This is a genomic window from Enterobacter sp. MGH 24, assembly GCF_000493015.1.
Lineage (GTDB): Bacteria > Pseudomonadota > Gammaproteobacteria > Enterobacterales > Enterobacteriaceae > Enterobacter.
In genome coordinates, this window is record NZ_KI535657.1 from 1,585,391 (window position 1) to 1,608,732 (window position 23,342).

Below are 23,342 nucleotides of genomic sequence, written 5' to 3' on the forward strand. Positions count from 1 at the left end.
TGTTGAGATCGTGAACTGAACCACACTTTGCGCTACCATCAGGACGCGATAAAAAGGAGCCATTTAATGAGCATGAAAGAGAGCGAAATGACGCAAGAAAAAGAGAGGCCAGCAGGCAGCCAGAGCTTGTTTCGCGGCCTGATGCTGATTGAGATCCTCAGCAACTATCCGAACGGGTGTCCGCTTGCGCATTTATCGGAACTGGCGGGGCTGAATAAGAGCACGGTGCACCGCTTGCTGCAGGGGCTACAGTCGTGCGGGTACGTGACCCCTGCACCCGCGGCGGGCAGCTATCGCCTGACCACCAAATTTATCGCCGTCGGGCAAAAGGCCCTGTCGTCGCTGAATATTATTCACGTGGCCGCTCCGCACCTTGAGGCGCTGAACATTGCCACCGGCGAAACGGTGAACTTCTCCAGCCGTGAGGACGACCACGCCATCCTGATTTATAAGCTCGAACCGACAACCGGTATGCTGCGCACGCGTGCCTATATCGGCCAGCATATGCCGCTCTACTGCTCCGCAATGGGCAAAATCTACATGGCGTTTGGTCATCAGGATTACGTGGCGAGCTACTGGGAAAGCCATCAGGAACAGATCCAACCTTTGACGCGCAACACCATCACTGAGCTGAGCGCCATGTATGATGAGCTGGCGGAAATTCGCGACCGCAGCATGGCGATGGACAAAGAAGAGAACGAGCTGGGCGTTTCCTGCATTGCCGTGCCGGTCTTTGATATCCATGGCCGCGTCCCGTATGCGATCTCTATCTCGCTGTCGACGTCGCGCATGAAGCAGGTGGGTGAGAAGAACTTGCTCAAACCGCTGCGCGAAACGGCAGAGGCTATCTCAAAAGAGCTGGGTTTTAACGTGCGCGAGGCGTAACAGATGAACCGATTTATCATGGCGGATGCGGAAAAATGCATTGGGTGCCGCACCTGCGAAGTGGCCTGCGCGGTGTCGCATCAGAGCGCTGTCTCCGCTCATGCCTTTACGCCCCGCATTCGGGTCGTTAAGGGGGATGCCTACACTACGGCAGTGGGTTGCCATCAGTGCGAGGATGCGCCCTGTGCAAATGTATGCCCAACCCGTGCCATCAGCCGTACGGCGGGAGCCTGGATCGTTGAGCAGACGCGCTGCATTGGGTGCAAAAGCTGTGTGGTGGCGTGTCCGTTTGGGGCGATGCAGGTTCGTCTGGAGGGAAATAGGGCGCAGGCGGTGAAATGTGATTTATGTGTGCATCGCGAAGGCGGACCGGCCTGCGTGGAGGCCTGTCCAACCCACGCGCTGCGCTGTGTTGATCCCGCCAGATTACGCACCGAACGGCTGCATAATCTGGCGTAAGAACTTACTGGCCGTCTTCGCGCCAGGCGTTCTCAATCTCTTCTGCGAGAATTTTCACACCCGCTTCGATTTTTTCCGGATCGGGCACGTAGTTCATGCGCATGCACTGGTGCGTATGCGGCCACGGCTTATCGAGCCCCGGGAAGAAATAATCGCCCGGGACCATCAGCACGCCGCGCTTTTTCAGGCGCTGGTAGAGCAGCTCGGTGGTGATAGGCAAATCCTTAAACCACAGCCACAGGAAAATCGCCCCTTCAGGCTTGTGGATCAGGCAGCGTTCTTCCGGTAAATAGCGGCGAATTGTCGCAATCGTCTCCTGAACGCGCTGGTAATAGAAAGGCTTGATCACGTCATTGGAAAGACGCAGCAGGTCGTTGCGCTTAATCATTTCGCACATCATTGCCGGGCCAATGCCGCCCGGTGAAAGGCTGATAATGCCGTTCATATTGGTAATGGCGGTGATGATTTTCTCGTTAGCGATGATGATGCCGCAGCGGCTGCCGGGCAGACCGAGCTTAGAGAGGCTCATGCACAGGACGATGTTTGGGTTCCACAGCGGACGTGCTTCGCTGAAGATAATGCCCGGGAACGGCACGCCGTAGGCGTTATCGATCACCAGCGGAATGCCGTGCTGATTCGCGAGCGCATCCAGCTTCATCAGTTCGTCGTCGGTGATCACGTTGCCCGTTGGGTTCGTCGGACGCGATACGCAGATCATGCCCGTCTCTTCACCAATATGCAGGTGTTCAAAATCGACGTGATATTTGAACTGGCCTTCCGGCAGCAGCTCAATGTTCGGGCGCGCGGAGACGAACAGATCCTCTTCCAGGCCGGAATCAGCGTAGCCGATATACTCCGGTGCCAGCGGGAACAGCACTTTTTTGGTGGTGCCGTCGGCGCGACGCCCTGCGAACAGGTTAAACAAGTAGAAAAACGCGCTCTGGCTGCCGTTTGTCAGTGCAATATTCTGTGGTTCGATATCCCAACCCAGCTCGTCACGCAGCATTTCGGCGAGGAGTGCCAGCAGCTCGGTTTTACCCTGCGGGCCGTCGTAATTGCAAAGCGCATCGGTTGCTTTGCCGCTTTCCAGCATCTGAGCGAGCAGCGTCTGGAAATAGGTCGTCATCTCCGGGATTTGAGCCGGGTTTCCGCCGCCGAGCATGATTGCGCCCGGTGTGCGCAGCCCGTCGTTGAGGTCCTCCATCAGGCGAGTAATGCCTGAATGGCGGGTAAATTTGTCGCCGAAAAGTGAAAACGTCATAGCAGGTGATCTGTCGAGCTTATTTTGAAAGTGGGTAACCATAACGCTAGCACCGTGCTGGTGCAAATCGGGTGATGTGGTCGGATTTGTTGTTTTATATGGCGGAGTTTGATTTTTGTAGTGAATAGTTCGGGTGAGGGGGAACATACGGCTCTGGTGGTCATTCCGTTCACTTCATGTTCCTTGCTACTCTGTAACGACATGACCGGTGAACGTGCCAGGGTGGCTCAATCTGCACTGAACCCCTAAACCTGGACACCTTGCTTTCTTTATTGTTCTGTCAGAGTTCGGTATTCAACCGGACTCATCCCGCCCATTTTTAAACTGATTCGTTCGGTGTTGTAATAGCGAATATACCTGCCAATATCGCTTTCAAGCTCTTCCACTGAACTGTACTTTTTCCTGTAATACATCTCTACCTTCAGATGACTGAAGAAGTTTTCCATTACTGCATTATCCAGACAGTTACCCTTACGCGACATACTTTGTGTGATGCCTGCGTCAGCCAGCATTCTGCGCCATACAGGCGTTCTGTAAGCCCAGCCTTGATCACTGTGCAACATCGCGCCTTCTTTGTTTCTGCATGCTTTAAGCGCTTTTTTTAGCATCCTGCAGACCAGAGGTTGTGACTGACTGGTTGATGTTTGCCAGGCCACAATTTCATTATTGAACAGATCCTGAAGGGCTGACAGGAACAGTTTTTGACCACCGGCACGGAACTCTGTCACGTCTGTGCACCACTTTATCCCACTGCATTCGGCTCTGAAGTTACGGGCAAGAATATTATCGGAAGCCGGGCCGCCGCCGGCCATACAGGAGCGGTATTTTCTTCGGCGCAACCGGCATGTCAGATCATGCTTTTTCATCAATATACGAACCGTTTTATGGTTCAGAGTGAAGGCTTCATTACGCAGTGCCGCCGTCATTCTTCGATAGCCATAACGTTGGGCATTTCTCTGGCTGATCGTGAACATAGCACTGACAGCCGCCGCATACCGAACCGGCTCATTTGCGGGTCTGGATATCTGGTAATAATACGTGCTGCGTGCCAGCCCTGCGGCACAGAGCAGGTAAACAAGCCGGTGGTCTGCGAGCAGACCCTGTATTACTCGCGTTTTTTCTGCTGTTCCCTGAGAGCCTTTTCTTCCCTCAGGGCTTTGAGCTTTTTTAGATATGCGTTTTCCGCCCGCAGGTATTCCAGCTCTCTCAGAAGTTCTGAGGGAGTCATCTCACTGAGCGGTCTGGAGTCAGGTATAAACTTTTTCTGTGACATAGCGGGCCCGGATTTGGCTGTATTAAGCGCCTGTGCGCCGCCTTTCCGGTAACGTCTTGTCCAGTCAAGAATGAGCGACTCATTTGGAATGGCAAAGCGCGCTGAAGCTTCCGCATAGCTGCATCCGTGTTCAGCCACATAACGGATTACGCGGAGCCTGAAAGCAGAAGTATAGGTTCGTGCAGGACGATCCTCCAGCCCAGCCTTACCCTGGCGCCTGTAAGTCCGTATCCATCGGGTGAGAGGTGTTCGACCAACAGAAAACAGGCGGGCTGTTTCTTTGATACTCGACTGGCCAGTCATGTAATGCTGAACAGCCGCAAGACGGATGTGAAAGGGATACCTCATCTGAACCTCCAGATTCTATGATCTGGTGTCCAGGTTTAGGGGTTCAGTGCAATCGCCACCACCCTGGCAATCCGGGCTCCCGGCGGTAAATCGCCGCTTCGCGGTTCCCTCAGCTTATTCCTTCAGGCTATCGGGTCGGGCATGAGCCTGCATCCCTGCAGGCCACGCCCTCTCGGCGCATCCCTGCGCCTCGACCCGGCCTTACGGAAACACTTCGGCGATTTACAGCCGGACCAGGGCATCGCTGTAATCCATTCATTTTCCTGAAGCAACGTTCACCGCTTCCGGTTAAAAAATTACCGGGGATCCCTCAGCCCTGAGGGAGAGGGAACTGGAGTGTGCCGTTATTGATTACCTGCCCATACCACCATCACCTTATCGTCCTTGTGCTCGCGCACGAAGCCGTACCCCTCTTTCAGCGACAGGGTAGTTTGCTTGCCTTCACCGATCGCTGGATGGCGGGCGCGGAACTGGCCCAGCGTTTGCCAGTGGGTGACGGTTAGGGCCTGCTTGCCCGTGACGTCCTGCCAGTTCATATCCGAACGGGTGCCCTGTAGCGGGTCGGAGCCTGTTGGCCCAAACGGACGTTCAGATTCATCCCCGTAATAGATTTGTACGCTGCCCGGCGCCAGCAGAAGCAGCTCCGCCGCGCGCTGGCCCCCTTCGCGGAACAGACGCGTATCGTGTGATGAGAGATAGCTCAGGACGTTGAAGCTTTGCAGCTTCTCCGCCATCTGCTGCCAGGTAAGATCCATGTCGGCCAGGCAATCCACCGCTTTTGCCGCCTGCTCCTGATAATCAAAGTTGATCATCGCATCAAAACCGTGGCGGTAATAATCGCTTTGCATCACCCCGTGTCCCCAGGATTCCCCGGTCATCCAGAACGGTGCGTTATCGAGCTTTTTGTCCGGGTTCGCCCCTTTCCAGGCGGCCAGCGCCTGGCTTGCCTGGTCTTTCAGCTGTTGCCAGGCCGCAAGCTCAACGTGTTTAGCCGTATCCACCCGGAAACCGTCGATGCCGTAGTCACGGACCCACTGGCTGAGCCAGTGGGTCAGGTAGTCGCGCGGGGTATAGCCCGGAATAGCTTTCGCATGGGTGTCAGGTTTGTGTTGATAGAAATTGGGTAACCCGGAAAGGACGGTGGATTCCGTTTTCAGATCCGGCAAAAATGCCAGAGACATGGTCAAATCATCGAAGCCAGGGTTGTCATAATCGCCGATATCGGTGCGGATCCATTTCTTGCCCCACCATTTTTCCCATGCGGCTTTGTCGCTAAAGTTGATGTAGTCGTTAAAGCTGTGCCAGCTCTGGCCCGCGCCCGGCTTCCAGTCCGTCCAGCGTTCTCCCAGCGTCTTTTTCAGCTCATCACCCTGAAGGTACAGGGCACCAAACTGAAATTCCTGCATGTCTGCCAGCGTGGCATAGCCAACATGGTTCATAACGATATCAAACAAAACGCGGATCCCGCGCTTGTGCGCTTCGTCGACAAGATGGCGTAAATCATCTTCGGTGCCCATGTTGGCGTCGAGCTTGGTCCAGTCCTGGGTGTAGTAGCCGTGATAGGCGTAGTGAGGGAAATCTCCTTTGGTGCCACCGCCTACCCAGCCGTGGATCTGCTCAAGCGGGGAGCTTATCCAGAGCGCATTCACCCCCAACTGCTGTAAATAATCGAGCTTGCCGGCGAGTCCCTTGAGGTCGCCGCCGTGGAAGGTGCCAATCTCCTGCATGCCGTCCTTATGGCGACCGTAGCTGTTGTCGTTGCCCGGGTCACCATTCACATAACGGTCGGTTAGCACAAAATAGACGGTGGCGTTTTGCCAGCTAAACGGCGCAGGTTTGTCGGTTTCGGCGCGCTCAAGCAGCAGCAGGCCGTTACTGTTGGCGGCTGGCTGCAGAGTGATTTTTCCATTCTGCACCGTCGCCGTCTGTTTACTGTAGTAGTCGCGCACGACGGAGCCTTCCGGGAAGGTAGCGCTGACATCCAGCGTCAGCGGTTTACCGTCCCACTTCGGGCACTGGCGGATGACGTTTGCAACCGGCTGTTCTGCGGCACTCTGAATCGTCAGCAGCAGGGTGGGCGTGCCGGAGCGGGTATCAATCCGCATCTGGTAGTCACCGTCGCGGAAAAGGCGCCACTGCGGCGGCGTGCCGTCACAGGGCTTGAGCGACAGCATCTCATTGAGTTTTATCGCGTCCGCAGGCTGCCAGCACGTCTTGTCAAAACTCAGCGTCAGAGGACGCGTACCCTTCGCAAGCTTTGCCTGGCTGGTAAAGACCCCCGTGCCTTCGGCGCTAAAGGCGCTAAACCCCGGCGATGACCAGTCGGCATGCGCCAGTGCGGGTAACATCAGAAAGGCCAATGCGGTACGTTTCATTCCTTTTTCCTGTTGCGGCATTTTTGACCAGTGTGCCATCAGGCGGAGAGCAAAAACTCATCCCCCGTCGCTTTCTGCCAGGAGGATGCGTGAGGATGAGTGATCTCGCGCAAAATTAGGGAGTTATATGCGATAGCGCACACAATTTTCATGGAATGATGGTTTTATGAGCAAGTTTCAGGTGACATAGTTTCGGAATTGGACTATTTCTATACGTGCTCTTGAAGTCTATTTTTGATATGATTTGAGATTCCGCTCTCAAATTTGTGAAAAAAATAAGGTGTTGGGATGATTACATCCGACCAGGAGACCTAATGATATCGACTCCCATTCGACGATATGGGGCTGCGATACTCATGTTACTCACCACGGCATTTTCGGGTGAGGTGCTTGCGAAGACGCACACGGATACAACGAGTAAGAAAGCCCACGTAATAAAGACGACAAGTAGTAAGGTTAGCAGTAAACAAGAGTATTCTCGCAATAGTGCAAAGAGTAGTTCACTTCCTGATTTGCGAAAATACCCTTCCGGAACACCAAGGAAAAAAGCGTTTCTCCGGACGGTAATGCCTTACATCACGAGTCAAAATGCCGCGATTACTGCGGATCGTAACTGGCTGATTTCCAAACAGTACGATAGCCGCTGGTCGCCGTCTGAGCGCGCGCGTCTTAAAGATATCACGAAGCGATACAAGCTGAGCTGGAACGGTAACACGCGTCGTGTGCCGTGGAATGCTCTCCTTGAGCGTGTGGATATCATCCCGGGCAGCATGGTTGCGACCATGGCTGCTGCCGAAAGCGGCTGGGGGACGTCTAAGCTTGCGCGTAACAACAACAACCTTTTCGGCATGAAATGTGTGAAAGGTCGTTGTAACAATGCCCCTGGCAAGGTGAAAGGCTATTCGCAGTTTGAATCAGTGAAAGATTCAGTGAGCGCCTACGTGGTGAATCTGAACACGCACCCGGCCTACTCATCGTTCCGTAAATCACGCGCTCAGCTGCGTAAAGCGGACCAGGAAGTGACGGCCAGTACGATGATCCACAAGCTGAAAGGTTATTCGACAAAGGGACAGAGCTATAACAACTATCTGTTCGCCATGTACCAGGATAACCAGCGCTTAATCGCCGCCCATATGTAATCTCAAAAAAACGCCTTCCACTGGAAGGCGTTTTCTTTTCTAGATCAGCACCTCGCTGTGGCGATCCCGATACTCCTTCGGCGTGGTGTCATACTCTTTGCGGAACACCGAATAGAAATATTGCAGAGACGGGTAACCGCACATCTGCGAGATTTCGTTGATCGACAGCGACGTGGAAATGAGCAGGCTGCGTGCTTTCTCCAGCTTTTCAGCATGGATGACGGCATGAATGGTTTCTCCCACCTCTTCTTTAAAACGCTTCTCCAGATTCGAACGCGAAATGCCCACCGAATCCAGCACCTGATCGACCTTAATCCCTTTGCAGGCGTGGTTGCGAATATAGTGCATGGCCTGAATGACGGCCGGGTCGCTTAAGGAGCGATAGTCAGTTGAGCGACGTTCTACGACGCGGACAGGTGGCACGAGCAAGCGCTGAAGGGGCAGAGATTCTTTATCCAGCAGACGATGCAGCAGCTTCGCCGCCTGATAACCCATCTGACGCGTGCCCTGTGCAACGGAGGAGAGCGCCACGCGAGACAGATAGCGGGTCAGTTCTTCGTTATCAATGCCAATCACGCACAGCTTTTCGGGCACCGGAATGTGTAAGTGTTCGCAGACCTGCAGCACGTGCCGCGCGCGGGCGTCCGTCACGGCAATAATACCGGTTTGCGGCGGCAGCGTTTGCAGCCAGTCCGCCAGGCGGTTTTGTGCGTGCTGCCAGTTTTCCGGCGCGGTCTCCAGCCCCTGGTACACCACGCCGCGGTACTTTTCCTTCGCGACCAGCTGGCAAAACGCGTGTTCGCGTTCAACGGCCCAGCGCTTGCCGCTGGTGGCCGGTAACCCATAAAACGCGAAGCGATGGACGCCTTTCTCTTTTAAATGAAGAAAGGCGGCCTCGACCAGGGCATGGTTATCGGTGGCAATATAGTGGACCGGCGGATAGTGTTCGGGTGAATGGTAGGAGCCACCGACGCCCACAATCGGGACGTCGACGTCGGTCAGCAGCTGCTCGATGACGGGGTCGTCATAGTCGGCGATGACGCCATCGCCCAGCCAGTCTTTGATGTTCTCCAGACGGGTGCGAAAATCTTCTTCAATAAAAATATCCCATTCAGATTGCGACGCCTGCAAATATTCACCAACACCTTCTACCACCTGACGGTCGTAGGCTTTATTGGCATTGAATAACAACGTAATGCGGTGACGCTTTTCAAACATGGCTCACTTCCCAATTAAGTCACAATACGGTTATCAGGCCCGTCGCTTGGTGGCCGAGTCCATCCAGACTGCCAGTAAAAGAATGGCCCCCTTGACGATATACTGCCAAAACGTCGGGACGTCCATCATACTCATCCCGTTATCCAACGATGCCATGATAAATGCCCCCATGACCGCACCCGCCACGCTACCGATACCCCCTGCGAGGCTGGTGCCGCCAATGACGCAGGCGGCGATAGCATCCAGCTCGGCGATGTTACCGGCGGAGGGAGAGCCAGCACCCAGACGCGAGCTGAGGATCAACCCGGCGATAGCGACCATCAGGCCGTTAATGGCGAAGACCGCCAGCTTGGTACGCTCGACATTGATACCCGAGAGGCGGGCCGCTTCAAGGTTGCCGCCAATGGCATAAATACGGCGACCAAACGCGGTGCGCGTGGCCATAAACATGCCGCCCAGCAGCAGAAGCGCCAGCAGCAGGACGGGTGTCGGAACGCCGCGATAGTCGTTTAAAAGCCAGATGGCGCCGAGCACAATGACCGCCGTGAGCGCCTGGCGCCCCACCACGGACGTTGATGCAGGCGATGCCAGACCCAGCGCCTGACGGCGCATACGTCCCCGCCACTGCCACGCGACAAACGCCAGCAGTCCCACCACACCGATCGTAAAGCCTATGCTATCTGAGAGGTAACTCTGGCCAATTTGCGACATGGCCGCGCTGGTGGGGGAGACCGTGGTACCGTTAGTAATACCGATTAAAATTCCGCGGAAGGCCAGCATCCCCGCCAGGGTGACGATGAACGACGGCACCTTACGGTAGGCAACCCACCAGCCGTTCCAGGCCCCCAGAACCAGACCCAGCAACAGCGTGACCGCCACGGTCAGCGGCAGCGGCCATCCAAGCCAGACGTCGAAAATCGCCGCCACGCCGCCAAGCAGACCCATCATCGAGCCGACAGACAGGTCGATTTCCGCAGAGATAATCACGAAGACCATGCCCACGGCCAGAATGCCGGTGATGGCGGTCTGGCGGAGCAGGTTGGAGACGTTACGCGCGCTCAGGTAAGAGCCATCCGTCATCCACGTGAAGAACAACATGATGACGATGATTGCTGCGATCATCACGAAAACCTGCAGGTTCAGCGCTTTTAGCCCCGCGAACGCACCGGGCGTCGGAACAGCGACTTTGATATCAGACGGATTGCTTTTCGACATGACGTTCGCTCCTTAAAGCGGCTTCCATCACCTGCTCCTGCGTCAGGTTCTGGTTAATCAGGTTGGCTTTCAGTTTTCCCTCGTGCATGACCAGCACGCGGTCGCTCAGGCCGAGCACTTCGGGTAACTCAGACGAGATGACGATGACGGCAATCCCTTGCTTTACAAGCTGATTAATCAGTTTGTAGATTTCGTATTTGGCTCCGATATCAATCCCGCGCGTGGGCTCATCAAGGATTAAAATGCGTGGATTGAGAAGCAGGCAGCGCGCCAGAATCGCCTTCTGCTGGTTTCCCCCGCTCAGGCGGCCAATCGCCAGCTCCGGCGAAGAGGTTTTGACCTTTAGCCGGGCAAGTGACTGAAGAATGCACTGTTGCTCGGCGGCATCGTCCAGGCTGCTCAGCGCGCCGGAGAACCGATCGAGTGCCGCAAGCGTAATGTTTTTACCGACCGCCATCACCGGCACGATGCCGTCTTTTTTACGATCTTCCGGCACCATGGCAATGCCGCGGGCGATTGCCTCCTGGCAGTTGTCGATTTTCACCGGCTGGCCGTCGATATAAATCGAGCCCTCCCAGCGCCCCGGCCACACGCCAAACAGACACTGTACGGCTTCGGTGCGCCCGGCACCGACGAGGCCCGCAATCCCAAGAATTTCTCCACTGTGAAGGGAAAACGACACGTTATTCACGCGCTTGATGTGGCGGTTAACGGGGTGCCACGCGGTCAGGTTTTCCACGCGCAGCACTTCATCGCCCGTTGCGTGGGGTTCATTCGGGTAAAGTGCCGTCAGCTCGCGGCCCACCATCATGGTGATGATGTCATCTTCGCTCATCCCGGCGGCTTCACGCGTGCCGATGTGCTGCCCGTCGCGGATCACGCAGATGGTGTCCGAAATGGCTTTTACCTCGTTCAGCTTGTGCGAAATGTAGATGCAGGCGATGCCGTGGTTTTGCAGATCGCGGATGATATTGAGCAGAACCGCGGTTTCCTGTTCGGTGAGCGACGCCGTGGGTTCATCAAGAATCAGCAGCCTGACCTGTTTATTTAGCGCTTTCGCTATTTCGACCAGCTGCTGTTGCCCGAGGCCCAGATCCCCTACGCGGGTATCCGGTGAAATGTTGAGGCTCACCTGCGCCAGCAGCTTTTCGCAGCGGAGCGTCATGGTGTCGTAATCCAGCACGCCGTGGCGGGAAATTTCGGCCCCGAGGAAAATGTTCTCCAGCACGGTGAGATGCTTCACCAGCGCCAGCTCCTGGTGGATGATGGCGATGCCTTTGCGTTCGGTATCGCGGATGTGTGTTGCCTGGATAACTTCACCGGCAAAGACGATTTCGCCTTCGTAGCTGCCGTGGGGGTAAATCCCGCACAACACTTTCATCAGCGTCGACTTGCCCGAACCGTTCTCACCGCACAGCGAAACCACTTCGCCGGGGTTCAACCGGAGGCTGACGTTGTCGACGGCTTTCACCGTGCCGAAGCGTTTGGTGATGCTTTTCATTTCAAGTAAATAAGGCATAACCGCTCCACATAACCCGAGGGAAGAACAGTACAACGTGATGCGCCCCCGCAGAGCAGGGGCCGCGCCGGATTACAGTTCGCTCTTCTTGTGGAAACCGTCTTTAACCACGGTGGCGTCAATGTTCTCTTTGTTGACTTCAATCGGTGTGAGCAGGCGAGCCGGAACATCTTTCAGCCCGTTATTCAGCGTTGCGTCTGCTTTAGGTTGTTTGCCATTGCCCAGCTCTACGGCGATTTCTGCCGCCGTATTGGCCAACTGGGTAATCGGTTTGTAGACCGTCATGGTTTGGGTGCCTGCGATAATGCGTTTTACGCCAGCCAGATCGGCATCCTGTCCTGAAATGGCGACTTTACCGGCCAGCCCCTGGGCGCTCAGGGCCTGGATAGCACCGCCTGCGGTGGCATCATTGGAGGCCACAACCGCATCAATTTTGTTGTTGTTGGCCGTCAGCGCGTTTTCCATAATCTTCAGCGCGTTTTCTGGCAGCCAGCCGTCGGCCCACTGATCGCCAACCACTTTAATTTTCCCGCTGTCGATGTACGGCTTAAGGACTTTCATTTGTCCTTCGCGGAACAGTTTGGCGTTGTTATCCACCGGAGAGCCGCCCATCAGGAAATAATTGCCCTGAGGCACTTTGTCGATCAGGCTTTGCGCCTGTAATTCCCCGACTTTTTCATTGTCGAACGAAATATAATAATCAATGTCCGCATTATTAATCATGCGGTCATAGGCCAGGACTTTTATGCCTTCCTGTTTGGCTTCTTTCACCACGTTACTTAATACCTGGCCGTTATAGGGGATAATGACCAGGACATCGACGCCACGGTTGATCATATTCTCGATCTGCGACATTTGTGTTTCTTCGTTGCCGTTAGCTGATTGAACAAACACGCTGGCGCCGAGGGATTCTGCTTTTTTAACAAAAATATCGCGATCTTTTTGCCAGCGCTCCAGGCGCAGATCGTCAATCGCCATGCCAATTTTGACCTCTTTGGCATGTCCTGCAAAGCTTGCAAGGAGGAACGTAGTGCAGAGCGTTAGAGTCAGGTTCTTTATCTTCATAATTATTAGGCCTTTTTGTAGGGGTATGTGTTGCTGAGATAAAAGAAACATTCACTGCTGAGACGCAGCAAATTTTTAACGCGGAAAGGCGGGCTGGCAATTACAGATTTTTATCTTCTCATTATGATATTTGGTTTATTTCTGAATTTATGACCGCGATCGTATTTTAAAATACGTAACGTCTTAATTACATTTGATTCTGGAATACGCGCCGAAAAATAGTTTGTCTGCGCATTATTTTGCGAGCCAGCGCACAGTTGTGCATTCTCTCAATAGCAGTGTGAAATAACGTAATTGAGCAACCCAAAATGTCTATTCACTATTACTCCTGTATCAACGACTCGCCGCATACCCTGATTATGGAGCTCAATATGCAAGCTTATTTCGACCAACTCGATCGTGTTCGTTACGAAGGCCCAAAAACGACCAATCCTTTAGCGTTTCGTCACTACAACCCGGATGAGCTGGTGCTGGGTAAGCGCATGGAAGATCATCTGCGCTTTGCCGCCTGTTACTGGCATACCTTCTGCTGGAACGGCGCCGATATGTTCGGCGTGGGGTCCTTTGACCGGCCGTGGCAGCAGCCGGGGGAGGCGCTTGAACTGGCAAAGCGTAAAGCCGATGTGGCGTTTGAGTTCTTCCACAAGCTGAACGTGCCGTACTACTGCTTCCACGACGTGGACGTGTCGCCGGAAGGGGCGTCGCTGAAAGAGTATCTGAACAACTTCGCGCAGATGGTGGATGTGCTGGCGGCGAAACAGCAGCAAAGCGGCGTGAAGCTGCTCTGGGGCACGGCAAACTGCTTCACCAACCCACGCTACGGCGCGGGCGCGGCAACCAATCCGGATCCGGACGTGTTTAGCTGGGCGGCCACGCAGGTGGTGACGGCAATGAACGCCACGCATCAGCTGGGCGGTGAAAACTATGTTCTGTGGGGTGGCCGTGAAGGCTATGAAACCCTGCTCAACACCGACCTGCGCCAGGAGCGCGAGCAGATTGGCCGCTTTATGCAGATGGTTGTCGACCATAAGCACAAAATCGGCTTCCGCGGCACGCTGCTGATTGAGCCGAAACCGCAGGAACCAACCAAGCATCAGTATGACTACGACGTGGCGACGGTGTATGGCTTCCTGAAGCAGTTCGGTCTGGAAAAAGAGATTAAAGTAAACATTGAAGCCAACCACGCCACGCTGGCGGGCCACTCTTTCCATCACGAAATTGCGTCTGCGATTGCGCTGGGTATCTTCGGTTCTGTCGATGCTAACCGTGGCGATCCACAGCTGGGCTGGGACACCGATCAGTTCCCGAACAGCGTGGAAGAGAACGCGCTGGTGATGTACGAAATCATCAAAGCGGGCGGCTTCACCACCGGCGGCCTGAATTTTGACGCCAAGGTACGTCGTCAGAGCACCGACAAATACGATCTGTTCTACGGCCACATTGGCGCGATGGACACCATGGCGCTGGCGCTGAAAGTGGCAGCTCGTATGATTGAAGACGGCGAACTGGATAAGCGCGTAGCGAAGCGTTACAGCGGCTGGAACAGTGAGCTGGGCCAGCAAATTTTGAAAGGCCAGTTATCGCTCTCTGAGATCGCGAAGTACGCTGAACAGCATCAACTGGCACCGCAGCATCAGAGTGGACACCAGGAACTGCTGGAAAACCTGGTCAATCATTACCTGTTCGATAAATAACAGCATCCAGGCCCGGTAAGCGCAGCGCCACCGGGCATTTCTGTCAAAGGAGTCACCACAATGTATATCGGGATCGATCTTGGCACATCGGGTGTGAAAGCCATCCTGTTGAGCGAGCAGGGCGACGTGTTAGCCACGCAGACGGAAACGCTGCAGGTTTCACGTCCGCATCCGCTGTGGTCGGAACAGGATCCGGAGCAGTGGTGGCGGGCGACGGACCGCGCGATTAAGGCGCTAGGCGAGCAGCACAGCCTGCGCGACGTGAAAGCGCTGGGGATTGCCGGACAAATGCACGGCGCTACGCTGCTCGATAGCCAGCATCGTGTGTTACGTCCTGCGATCCTCTGGAACGATGGCCGCTGCGCGGAAGAGTGTGCGCTTCTCGAGGCGCGCGTACCTGCCTCCCGCGAGATTACCGGCAACCTGATGATGCCCGGCTTTACTGCGCCCAAATTGCTGTGGGTGCAGCGCCACGAACCGGAGATTTTCCGTCAGGTGGCGAAAGTCCTGCTGCCGAAAGACTATCTGCGCTTTCGCATGACGGGCGATTTTGCTTCCGACATGTCTGATGCCGCAGGCACGATGTGGCTCGACGTGGCGAAACGTGACTGGAGCGAGGCAATGCTGGATGCTTGCCATCTGACCCGTGACCACATGCCCGCGCTGTACGAAGGCTGTGACGTGACAGGCACACTGCTGCCAGACGTTGCGGAACGCTGGAATATGCCTGCCGTACCGGTGGTGGCCGGGGGCGGCGATAACGCGGCGGGCGCTGTCGGTGTCGGGATGGTTGAGGCGGGGCAGGCGATGCTGTCGCTGGGAACGTCTGGCGTCTATTTTGCCGTCAGCGATGGGTATCGCAGTAATCCAGAAAGCGCTGTGCACAGTTTCTGTCATGCCCTTCCCGGCAAATGGCATTTGATGTCGGTGATGCTCAGCGCGGCGTCCTGCCTGGACTGGGCGGCAAAACTCACCGGCATGGCCGACGTTCCGGCGCTCATTTCTGCGGCACAGCAGGCGGATGAGGCTGCGGGTACCGTCTGGTTTTTACCGTATCTTTCCGGCGAGCGTACGCCGCACAACAACCCGGAAGCAAAAGGGGTGTTCTTTGGCTTAACCCATCAGCATGGCCCGGCAGAACTGGCGCGTGCGGTGCTGGAAGGCGTGGGCTATGCCCTGGCCGACGGGATGGACGTGGTGCACGACTGCGGCCTGAAACCGTCGAGCGTCACCCTGATTGGCGGCGGTGCGCGAAGCCCTTACTGGCGACAGATGCTGTCGGATATTAGCGGGTTGCAGCTGGATTTCCGCACTGGAGGGGATGTTGGCCCCGCGCTCGGTGCCGCGCGTCTGGCGCAGATAGCCATTCATCCGGAACAACCGCTTTCACAACTGTTGCCGCAGCTTACGCTTGAACAGGCGCATTTGCCTGACGCAGCGCGCCATGCGCGCTACGCGGAAAGGCGCGACGTGTTCCGCAAAATCTACCAGCAGCTGCTGCCGCTGATGTCGTAAATACGCTTGTCCGGTAGAGGCGCGAGGATGTCCTTTTTTGGTCTGTGCGTGCCTTCATTTCCTTGCCAGTATGGTGCCACACCCACTGGCGAGGAGATCCAACATGTCACGCATTGCACTCATCAATATTGATACTCAGCAGTCGTTCCATCATCGCAATTACTGGCAGGAGGACGACATTCCTGCCTTTCAGCAGGCGATGCTGGGGCTGATTGAAGGCTGCCAGGCGCGCGGTATTCCGGTCGTTGATATTTTTCATGTGGATGAAGATGGCCCCTTCACGCTACAAAGCGGCTACGTCAAACCGATGGCCTTTTTACGCCATCAGTCGGATGTGGTTTTCCAGAAACACGTCCATAATGCCTTCACGGATACCGGGCTTGACCGCTGGCTGCGCGAGCGTGATATCAACAGTGTGATTATCTGCGGCATTCGCACTGAACAATGCTGTGAAACCACCGCCCGGGTGGCATCCGATCTGGGTTATGCTGTGTCCTTTGTTAGCGAGGCCACGCTGACGTTCCCCATGACGTACAGGGGCATTACCCTTAGCGCAGCGGAAATTCGCCACCGTACCGAAACGGTACTGTCCGGGCGTTTTGCCGAGATTAAAACGGTAGCGGAGACGCTGGAGTCCCTGTAATGAGCATCGACGTCTGGTTTGTGATGTTGCCCGGGGTGCTGTCATTAGACATGACCGGCCCGGCAGAAACCTTTGTACTGGCTGGCGACGCGTTTCGTCTGCATTACATTGGCCCGCAGCCGGAGGTTCCGACGTCGATAGGCCTGACGATGGGAGGCATCCAGCCGTTGCCGGAGCGTCTTCCAGAGGGAAGCCTGCTGGTATTGCCCGGCGTGAGCGACTCCCGCGTTCAGTTTTCGACACCGCAGGCGTTACAGATACAGCACTGGCTGATGCGCCTGCAGCCGCAGATACAGCGCCGGGATATCACGGTGATGTGCGTCTGTTCTGGCGCGCTGCTGGCGGCGAAATCGGGCCTGCTGAACAATCGACAGTGCACAACTCACCATGACGTTATTAGCCGTTTACGCACTGCGGCGCCCACGGCGACGATTAAAGAAAACCGCATATTTATGCAGGATGAGAATATCTGGACCAGCGCCGGGATCACGTCGGGCATCGATCTGGCTCTGCACATGATTAACCGCCTGTGCGGCCCTGAAAAGGCGCTGACCGTGGCGCGTGAGATGGTGGTCTGGTTCCGCCGTTCCGGCGACGATCCCCAGCTATCTCCGTGGCTACGCTACCGCAATCATCTTCACCCGGCGATTCATCGGGCGCAGGATGCGCTCACCGCCGAGCCGCAAAAAACGTGGAGCTTGCCTGACATTGCTGCGCTGGCGCACGTCAGCCCGCGTCACCTCACCCGGCTTTTTCAGTCACATTTAGGGATTAGCGTTCGCGATTATCTGGAGCAGCTGCGTCTGGCGGTGGCGGAGCAGTGGCTATTGCAGGGGCGCGGCGTGGAGCAGGCTTCACTGGCGGCAGGGTTTTCCTCCCCGCGCCAGTACCATCGCGCCCGGCAGCGAAGCATTAGCTGACGAAGCGGCGAGCGTCTATTTTTTGCAGCAGCATCGACAGCAGCAGGCTGATCGCCAGCGTGGCGGCAAAAATCCAGACGATATCCAGCACCGGCCAGCTTTTTAGCTCAACGCCTCTCGTGCGCAGCGCGTGGATCACCAGCGCGTGAAAACCGTAAATCCCGAGAGAGTGCCGCGAGATAAGACTCAGCACGGGCAGGGGACGCGTATTCAGTGTGTTTTTGGCGAGGGTGAGCAGCGAAACGGCACAGATAAAGACCATCGGCCCGCAATACAGATACCAGGTATCGGCAAAATTGCCGCGCCACTGCAGCTCGTGCAGCGTCCCGCGTGAAATCACCACCACGCCAGCGATAAACAGCCCCCCGCAGAGCCAGTTCAGCCCGCGTTTTTGTGTGTCCATCATCCCGATGGCGCGCCCCAGCATGCCGTAAAGCACGTAGTAGAAGGTATCGCCGTTGATATAGAGGTTTACCGGCAACCACTCAAATCCGTCGATTTTCTGCGAGACCGTATTCGGGTTGGCGATGATGCCAATCACCACCATCAGGGCCAGGAGCATTTTACCGCTGACGTTTTTTACCTGGATAAGCGGAGAGACCAGATAGATAACGATAATGGCGAAGAAGAACCACAGGTGGTAGAACACTGGTTTTTGCAGCAGGTATTTCAGCGATAACCCGGCGTTAATCGAGGTGAACAGAGTGATATAGAGCAGGGTAACGGCGCTGTAGAACCCCAGGCAGGCCGCGATGCGAATGAAATGCCTTGGCTGCGCGCTGCGATCGCCAAAAAAGAGAAAGCCGGAAATCATAAAGAACAGCGGCACGCTGACGCGTGACGCAGAGTTGAGAATATTGGCGATATCCCAGTTAACGGGGCTGATGCTGTGGGCATTTGTAACGTACCAGGTCGTCGTGTGGATCATGACCACCATCAGACACGCTATTCCTCGCAGGTTATCAATCCAGTTAATTTTTGACTGCATCAGTTCCTCGTATTCCCTGTAAATTGAGTGTGACTGCCGTTGTCCAAAAGTCTTCGTTTGGAAAATTCTGAGTTTTATTCAGCAGGCTTGTAGGGAGGCCGCGAGATTCGCAGAATGCCGGACCGTAATCTATAAAAGCTTTGATACTAAAAATAACAGCCACTGACCAGGGCGGTAATAAAAATGATGATGAAGCGTGTGGCGTCACTCTTTCTGCTGGTGATCCTGGCGGGATGCAGTGCGCCGCAAGAAGCACCTGTGCAAAAAGCGCAGCAGGGTAAAATGAGCCCGGAGCGTTCACTGAATATGGAAGCGCTCTGTAAGGATCGGGCCGCTCGCCGCTATAACTCGGACGTAAAGAAAATTGATGTCACCGGGTTTGAGCGTTTTCAGGGAAGCTACGAGCTGCGGGGCCATACGTCGCGTAAAGAGGGCTTTGTCTGCTCGTTTGACGCGGACGGTCAGTTTTTACACCTCTCCATGCGCTAGACTGCTCGTATAATCAACAGCCAGACGCCGTCAGCCTTCTGGCTGGAAAGCTTATTTCCCAATTTTCCCTAAACAACCCCGTTTCGTACTGTATATCTTGCAGCCAGCGGGTATACTGGTCCCTTCCATTTAAAACCACACGTATCCAGCACGAAATACTATGCAAAAGTTTGATACCAAGACCTTCCAGGGCCTGATCCTGACCTTACAGGATTACTGGGCTCGTCAGGGCTGTACCATTGTTCAACCTTTGGACATGGAAGTCGGCGCCGGCACTTCACACCCGATGACCAGCCTGCGCGCGTTGGGGCCTGAGCCAATGGCGACTGCGTATGTGCAGCCTTCCCGTCGTCCGACCGATGGTCGTTACGGTGAGAACCCAAACCGCCTGCAGCATTACTATCAGTTCCAGGTGGTGATTAAGCCATCACCCGACAACATTCAGGAACTGTACCTCGGGTCGCTGAAAGAGCTGGGTATGGATCCAACCATCCACGACATTCGTTTCGTGGAAGACAACTGGGAAAACCCAACGCTGGGTGCCTGGGGTCTGGGTTGGGAAGTGTGGCTGAACGGTATGGAAGTGACCCAGTTCACTTACTTCCAGCAGGTTGGCGGTCTGGAATGTAAGCCGATCACCGGTGAAATCACCTATGGTCTGGAACGTCTGGCGATGTACATTCAGGGCGTAGACAGCGTTTACGACCTGGTCTGGAGCGACGGCCCGCTGGGTAAAACCACCTACGGCGACGTGTTCCATCAGAACGAAGTGGAGCAATCCACCTATAACTTCGAATACGCGGACGTGGACTTCCTGTTCACCTGCTTCGAACAGTACGAGAAAGAAGCGCAGCAGCTGCTGGCGCTGGAGACTCCGCTGCCGCTGCCTGCTTACGAGCGTATTCTGAAGGCCGCCCACAGCTTCAACCTGCTGGACGCCCGCAAAGCCATCTCCGTGACTGAACGTCAGCGCTACATTCTGCGTATTCGTACCCTGACCAAAGCCGTTGCAGAAGCTTACTACGCGTCCCGTGAAGCCCTTGGCTTCCCGATGTGCAACCGAAACAAATAAGAGGCGGCCATGTCTGAGAAAACTTTCCTGGTGGAAATCGGCACCGAAGAGCTGCCACCAAAAGCCCTGCGCAGCCTGGCTGAATCTTTTGCTGCGAACGTGACCGCCGAGCTGGATAACGCTGGTCTGGCGCACGGTAAAATTGAGTGGTTTGCCGCACCGCGCCGTCTGGCGCTGAAAGTGGCAAATCTGGCGGCGTCTCAGCCGGATCGTGAAGTCGAAAAGCGTGGCCCGGCGATTGCCCAGGCGTTTGACGCGGAAGGCAAACCGAGCAAAGCGGCTGAAGGCTGGGCGCGCGGCTGCGGCATCACCGTTGATCAGGCCGAGCGTCTGACCACGGATAAAGGCGAATGGCTGCTGTATCGCGCCCATGTGAAGGGCGAGAGTGCAGAAGCGCTGCTGCCGGACATGATCGCGACCTCGCTGGCTAAGCTGCCGATTCCTAAGCTGATGCGCTGGGGCGCGTCTGACGTGCACTTCGTGCGTCCGGTTCACACCGTTACCCTGCTGCTGGGCGATACCGTTATCCCGGCGACCATTCTGGGCGTGGCGTCCGATCGCGTGATCCGCGGCCACCGCTTTATGGGCGAGCCGGAGTTCACCATCGACAATGCCGACCAGTACCCGCAGATCCTGCTGGAGCGCGGTAAGGTCATTGCCGACTACGAACAGCGTAAAGCCAAAATCAAAGCGGACGCTGAAGAAGCGGCGCGCCAGATTGGCGGTAACGCCGACCTGAGCGAAAGCCTGCTGGAAGAAGTCACCTCTCTGGTGGAATGGCCGGTCGTGCTGACCGCGAAGTTCGAAGAGAAATTCCTGGCCGTTCCGGCTGAAGCGCTGGTGTACACCATGAAGGGTGACCAGAAGTACTTCCCGGTTTATGCCAACGACGGCAAGTTGCTGCCAAACTTCATCTTCGTGGCAAACATCGAATCGAAAGATCCGATCCAGATTATCTCCGGTAACGAGAAAGTCGTTCGTCCGCGTCTGGCGGATGCGGAGTTCTTCTTCAACACCGACCGTAAAAAACGTCTGGAAGATAACCTGCCGCGCCTGCAGACCGTGCTGTTCCAGCAGCAGCTGGGGACGCTGCGCGACAAGACCGACCGCATTGCGGAGCTGTCCGGCTGGATCGCCCGCGAAATCGGTGCAGACGTCAACCACGCGACGCGTGCGGGCCTGCTGTCCAAGTGCGACCTGATGACCAATATGGTGTTCGAATTTACCGACACCCAGGGCGTGATGGGCATGCACTACGCGCGTCACGATGGCGAAGCGGAAGATGTGGCCGTGGCCCTGAACGAGCAGTATCAGCCGCGCTTTGCGGGTGACGACCTGCCGTCCAACCCGGTTGCGTGCGCCGTGGCGATTGCCGATAAGATGGACACCCTGGCGGGTATCTTCGGTATCGGTCAGCATCCTAAAGGCGATAAAGACCCGTTCGCGCTGCGTCGTGCCGCGCTGGGCGTGCTGCGCATCATCGTTGAGAAGAACCTGAACCTCGATCTGCAGACCCTGACCGAAGAAGCGGTGCGTCTGTACGGCGACAAGCTGACCAACGCGAAGGTTGTGGATGATGTGATCGACTTCATGCTCGGTCGTTTCCGCGCGTGGTATCAGGATGAAGGCTACACCGTTGACACCATTCAGGCGGTGCTGGCGCGTCGTCCGACCCGTCCGGCTGATTTCGATGCGCGTATGAAGGCGGTTTCCCACTTCCGTACTCTGGAAGCGGCATCTGCCCTGGCCGCGGCCAACAAGCGTGTATCCAACATTCTGGCGAAATCCGACGAGACGCTGAACGAGCGCGTGAACGCTGCGACCCTGAAAGAGCCGGAAGAGATCGCCCTGGCGATGCAGGTTGTGGTGTTGCGCGACAAGCTCGAGCCGTACTTTGCGGAAGGTCGCTACCAGGAAGCGCTGGTGGAGCTGGCAGAGCTGCGTGACGTTATCGACGCCTTCTTCGAGAAAGTGATGGTGAACGTCGAAGATAAAGAGCTGCGCGTTAACCGTCTCTCCATGCTCGAAAAACTGCGCGAGCTGTTCCTGCGCGTCGCGGATATTTCGCTGCTGCAGTAATGTGCCCGATGTTACAAATGCTAAAAACCCGCTTCGGCGGGTTTTTTTATGGGGCTTTTGTAGGCCGGATAAGCGCAGCGTCATCCGGCAGGTTTAGCCGATCGCGATTGTGCCTTCGTCTGTCTGCAGCCAGCGCGGTGCCTTCAGCGTATCGGCAAAGTAGCTGACCAGTTCGCACAGCAAATCTTCCATCACGATTTCAGATTGTCGCGGCAGTGAGCCGTTCATCAACATCTGCGTAATCTCCTGACAATAGCGCCCCAGCTGATCGCATTCGGGTTCGAAAGCCGGAACGCGTGACGGGAGTTCCTTCACGGTCAGGCTGGCTTTTAAAGCGTCCGGAACAGGATCCAGAAGCGTGGGTTGCAGAAGATTCAGACAGGCATAGAGTCTGCCGTAAAGCGCCATTTTGTGGGCACGTTGTTCGCAATCTACAATTGCGTCGGTAAAACGTTCGCAGTTATCCGCCAGTTCGGTGAAGTCGGTGGCGTGGTTGAAGGGCAGGGTGATTAAAGAGTCAGTCAATGACATAAAATAACCTCAGTGAGTGGTATATCTTCCGCCACGGGAGGTTCCAGGCTCGCTGGTGGCGGAACCGAACAAGGTTGGAACGACTGGCCTCACTGACACCAGCGCGCTTTGCAGCGCCCCTGTCCGGCCCGCCATTGAGATGCAACAGGCCGTACGACACAGAGCCTGTGTCGCCAGTGAAGTGATTCAGGGTTCCAATCCCGGCACCTGATTTTGCAGGTGCGAAGAGAACTTACTGCTCATCAAAACAGGCGGCAACAGATTTGAGCTATACCACTGAGGATATTACCATTTCTGGAAAGAGACTCGCAAAATTACCGCAATGAAAAGCATACTGCGGGCAGAGGTCTTACAGCGACGCTATGGTCCGGCTGTAAATCGCTGAGGCGTTTCCTGCAGGCCGGGGCGAGGCGCATGGATGCGCCGAGAGGGCGGGCTTTACAGGGATGTTACCTCCGCCCGTCCCCGATAAGCCGGAAGGAATAAGCCGAAGGTACCGCGTAGCGGCGATTTACCGCCGGGAGCCCGGGTAGCCAGGGTGGTGGCGACTGAGCCACCCTGGCACGTTCACGGGTATTGTCGTTACAGAGTAGCAAGGAACATAAAGTGAACGGAATGACCACCAGAGCCGTATGCTTCCCCTCACCCCAGCCC

Annotated in this window: 19 protein-coding genes; 10 read left to right on the plus strand and 9 right to left on the minus strand. The window is 55.8% G+C overall.

The window, feature by feature from the left end; genetic code table 11:
* Positions 1-66 precede the first annotated feature (66 nt).
* Both yiaJ and L370_RS14305 read left to right on the plus strand, forming a co-directional pair.
* Entirely contained in the window at positions 67-885 is an 819-nt protein-coding gene (gene yiaJ / locus L370_RS14310) for an IclR family transcriptional regulator YiaJ (RefSeq protein ID WP_021242452.1), read from the plus strand.
* Between the two features lie 3 nt (positions 886-888).
* On the plus strand, positions 889-1,344 hold the full coding sequence (locus L370_RS14305; RefSeq protein WP_023334066.1) for a 4Fe-4S dicluster domain-containing protein: 456 nt from the start codon (positions 889-891) through the stop codon (positions 1,342-1,344).
* A 4-nt stretch (positions 1,345-1,348) separates the two neighbouring features.
* Here L370_RS14305 and avtA read toward each other — a convergent pair whose 3' ends face one another.
* The 3 genes from avtA to L370_RS14290 all read right to left on the minus strand — a co-directional run bounded on the left by avtA (position 1,349) and on the right by L370_RS14290 (position 6,601).
* Positions 1,349-2,605: a valine--pyruvate transaminase gene (avtA, locus tag L370_RS14300; protein WP_023334067.1), complete on the minus strand. Its 1,257-nt coding sequence runs from the start codon at positions 2,603-2,605 to the stop codon at positions 1,349-1,351.
* Between the two features lie 269 nt (positions 2,606-2,874).
* Positions 2,875-4,226 (minus strand): IS3 family transposase gene (locus L370_RS23375; RefSeq protein WP_155858014.1). Its coding sequence is split into 2 segments (ribosomal slippage): positions 2,875-3,776 and positions 3,776-4,226, totalling 1,353 coding nucleotides; the frame shifts between segments, so codons are not numbered across the junction.
* Positions 4,227-4,570: 344 nt separating this feature from the next.
* Positions 4,571-6,601 carry an alpha-amylase gene (locus tag L370_RS14290; RefSeq protein ID WP_023334068.1) on the minus strand — a complete coding sequence of 677 codons (2,031 nt, stop codon included), beginning with the start codon at positions 6,599-6,601 and terminating at the stop codon, positions 4,571-4,573.
* 314 nt (positions 6,602-6,915) lie between these two features.
* Here L370_RS14290 and L370_RS0121855 point away from each other — a divergent pair, with 314 nt between their 5' ends.
* Positions 6,916-7,740, plus strand: a complete 825-nt coding sequence (locus L370_RS0121855) for a protein bax (RefSeq protein ID WP_032666558.1) — start codon at positions 6,916-6,918, stop codon at positions 7,738-7,740.
* A 39-nt stretch (positions 7,741-7,779) separates the two neighbouring features.
* On the opposite strand, the gene xylR is transcribed toward L370_RS0121855, so the two are convergent.
* The 4 genes from xylR to xylF form a co-directional block, all read right to left on the minus strand.
* A complete protein-coding gene (gene xylR / locus L370_RS14285; RefSeq protein ID WP_023334070.1) occupies positions 7,780-8,958 on the minus strand; it encodes a D-xylose utilization transcriptional activator XylR in 1,179 nt (392 codons plus the stop codon).
* Between the two features lie 33 nt (positions 8,959-8,991).
* Complete coding sequence (gene xylH, locus L370_RS14280; protein ID WP_023334071.1) at positions 8,992-10,173, minus strand: xylose ABC transporter permease XylH; 1,182 nt, start codon at positions 10,171-10,173, stop codon at positions 8,992-8,994.
* Positions 10,151-11,692: a xylose ABC transporter ATP-binding protein gene (locus L370_RS14275; protein WP_023334072.1), complete on the minus strand. Its 1,542-nt coding sequence runs from the start codon at positions 11,690-11,692 to the stop codon at positions 10,151-10,153. The genes xylH and L370_RS14275 overlap by 23 nt, the downstream gene beginning before the upstream one ends.
* A 72-nt stretch (positions 11,693-11,764) precedes the next feature.
* A complete protein-coding gene (gene xylF / locus L370_RS14270) occupies positions 11,765-12,757 on the minus strand; it encodes a D-xylose ABC transporter substrate-binding protein (protein WP_023334073.1) in 993 nt (330 codons plus the stop codon).
* 371 nt (positions 12,758-13,128) lie between these two features.
* On the opposite strand from xylF, the gene xylA reads away from it, so the two are divergent.
* The 4 genes from xylA (at position 13,129) to L370_RS14250 (ending at position 17,529) form a co-directional block, all read left to right on the plus strand.
* A complete protein-coding gene (gene xylA / locus L370_RS14265) occupies positions 13,129-14,451 on the plus strand; it encodes a xylose isomerase (protein WP_155858070.1) in 1,323 nt (440 codons plus the stop codon).
* 60 nt (positions 14,452-14,511) lie between these two features.
* Entirely contained in the window at positions 14,512-15,966 is a 1,455-nt protein-coding gene (gene xylB / locus L370_RS14260) for a xylulokinase (RefSeq protein WP_023334075.1), read from the plus strand.
* 103 nt (positions 15,967-16,069) lie between these two features.
* Positions 16,070-16,609, plus strand: a complete 540-nt coding sequence (locus L370_RS14255) for an isochorismatase family protein (RefSeq protein WP_023334076.1) — start codon at positions 16,070-16,072, stop codon at positions 16,607-16,609.
* The gene (locus tag L370_RS14250) at positions 16,609-17,529 is read left to right on the plus strand and encodes a GlxA family transcriptional regulator (protein WP_023334077.1); all 921 of its coding nucleotides are present in this window, start codon (positions 16,609-16,611) and stop codon (positions 17,527-17,529) included. The genes L370_RS14255 and L370_RS14250 overlap by 1 nt, the downstream gene beginning before the upstream one ends.
* Here the strand turns inward: L370_RS14250 and L370_RS14245 are convergent.
* Positions 17,522-18,517, minus strand: coding sequence for an acyltransferase (locus L370_RS14245; RefSeq protein ID WP_023334078.1), 996 nt, complete (start codon positions 18,515-18,517; stop codon positions 17,522-17,524). The genes L370_RS14250 and L370_RS14245 overlap by 8 nt on opposite strands.
* Before the next feature lie 183 nt (positions 18,518-18,700).
* On the opposite strand from L370_RS14245, the gene L370_RS14240 reads away from it, so the two are divergent.
* From L370_RS14240 to glyS, 3 genes are all read left to right on the plus strand, one after another.
* On the plus strand, positions 18,701-19,006 hold the full coding sequence (locus tag L370_RS14240; RefSeq protein ID WP_023334079.1) for a YsaB family lipoprotein: 306 nt from the start codon (positions 18,701-18,703) through the stop codon (positions 19,004-19,006).
* A 160-nt stretch (positions 19,007-19,166) separates the two neighbouring features.
* The gene (gene glyQ / locus L370_RS14235; RefSeq protein ID WP_003860141.1) at positions 19,167-20,078 is read left to right on the plus strand and encodes a glycine--tRNA ligase subunit alpha; all 912 of its coding nucleotides are present in this window, start codon (positions 19,167-19,169) and stop codon (positions 20,076-20,078) included.
* Positions 20,079-20,087: 9 nt separating this feature from the next.
* On the plus strand, positions 20,088-22,157 hold the full coding sequence (gene glyS, locus L370_RS14230; protein ID WP_023334080.1) for a glycine--tRNA ligase subunit beta: 2,070 nt from the start codon (positions 20,088-20,090) through the stop codon (positions 22,155-22,157).
* 93 nt (positions 22,158-22,250) lie between these two features.
* On the opposite strand, the gene L370_RS14225 is transcribed toward glyS, so the two are convergent.
* Complete coding sequence (locus tag L370_RS14225; protein ID WP_023334081.1) at positions 22,251-22,688, minus strand: hypothetical protein; 438 nt, start codon at positions 22,686-22,688, stop codon at positions 22,251-22,253.
* Between the last annotated feature and the right edge of the window lie 654 nt (positions 22,689-23,342).

What these genes read in the sequence shown, in the direction of transcription:
- xylF (WP_023334073.1), bottom strand. Translation starts at nt 12,757, where the DNA reads ATGAAGATAAAGAACCTGACTCTAACGCTCTGCACTACGTTCCTCCTT.
- xylB (WP_023334075.1), top strand. Translation starts at nt 14,512, where the DNA reads ATGTATATCGGGATCGATCTTGGCACATCGGGTGTGAAAGCCATCCTG.
- L370_RS14250 (WP_023334077.1), top strand. Translation starts at nt 16,609, where the DNA reads ATGAGCATCGACGTCTGGTTTGTGATGTTGCCCGGGGTGCTGTCATTA.
- glyQ (WP_003860141.1), top strand. Translation starts at nt 19,167, where the DNA reads ATGCAAAAGTTTGATACCAAGACCTTCCAGGGCCTGATCCTGACCTTA.
- glyS (WP_023334080.1), top strand. Translation starts at nt 20,088, where the DNA reads ATGTCTGAGAAAACTTTCCTGGTGGAAATCGGCACCGAAGAGCTGCCA.
- L370_RS14245 (WP_023334078.1), bottom strand. Translation starts at nt 18,517, where the DNA reads ATGCAGTCAAAAATTAACTGGATTGATAACCTGCGAGGAATAGCGTGT.
- yiaJ (WP_021242452.1), top strand. Translation starts at nt 67, where the DNA reads ATGAGCATGAAAGAGAGCGAAATGACGCAAGAAAAAGAGAGGCCAGCA.
- xylH (WP_023334071.1), bottom strand. Translation starts at nt 10,173, where the DNA reads ATGTCGAAAAGCAATCCGTCTGATATCAAAGTCGCTGTTCCGACGCCC.
- L370_RS14240 (WP_023334079.1), top strand. Translation starts at nt 18,701, where the DNA reads ATGATGATGAAGCGTGTGGCGTCACTCTTTCTGCTGGTGATCCTGGCG.
- xylR (WP_023334070.1), bottom strand. Translation starts at nt 8,958, where the DNA reads ATGTTTGAAAAGCGTCACCGCATTACGTTGTTATTCAATGCCAATAAA.
- avtA (WP_023334067.1), bottom strand. Translation starts at nt 2,605, where the DNA reads ATGACGTTTTCACTTTTCGGCGACAAATTTACCCGCCATTCAGGCATT.
- xylA (WP_155858070.1), top strand. Translation starts at nt 13,129, where the DNA reads ATGCAAGCTTATTTCGACCAACTCGATCGTGTTCGTTACGAAGGCCCA.
- L370_RS14305 (WP_023334066.1), top strand. Translation starts at nt 889, where the DNA reads ATGAACCGATTTATCATGGCGGATGCGGAAAAATGCATTGGGTGCCGC.
- L370_RS14290 (WP_023334068.1), bottom strand. Translation starts at nt 6,601, where the DNA reads ATGAAACGTACCGCATTGGCCTTTCTGATGTTACCCGCACTGGCGCAT.
- L370_RS14225 (WP_023334081.1), bottom strand. Translation starts at nt 22,688, where the DNA reads ATGTCATTGACTGACTCTTTAATCACCCTGCCCTTCAACCACGCCACC.
- L370_RS14255 (WP_023334076.1), top strand. Translation starts at nt 16,070, where the DNA reads ATGTCACGCATTGCACTCATCAATATTGATACTCAGCAGTCGTTCCAT.
- L370_RS0121855 (WP_032666558.1), top strand. Translation starts at nt 6,916, where the DNA reads ATGATATCGACTCCCATTCGACGATATGGGGCTGCGATACTCATGTTA.
- L370_RS14275 (WP_023334072.1), bottom strand. Translation starts at nt 11,692, where the DNA reads ATGCCTTATTTACTTGAAATGAAAAGCATCACCAAACGCTTCGGCACG.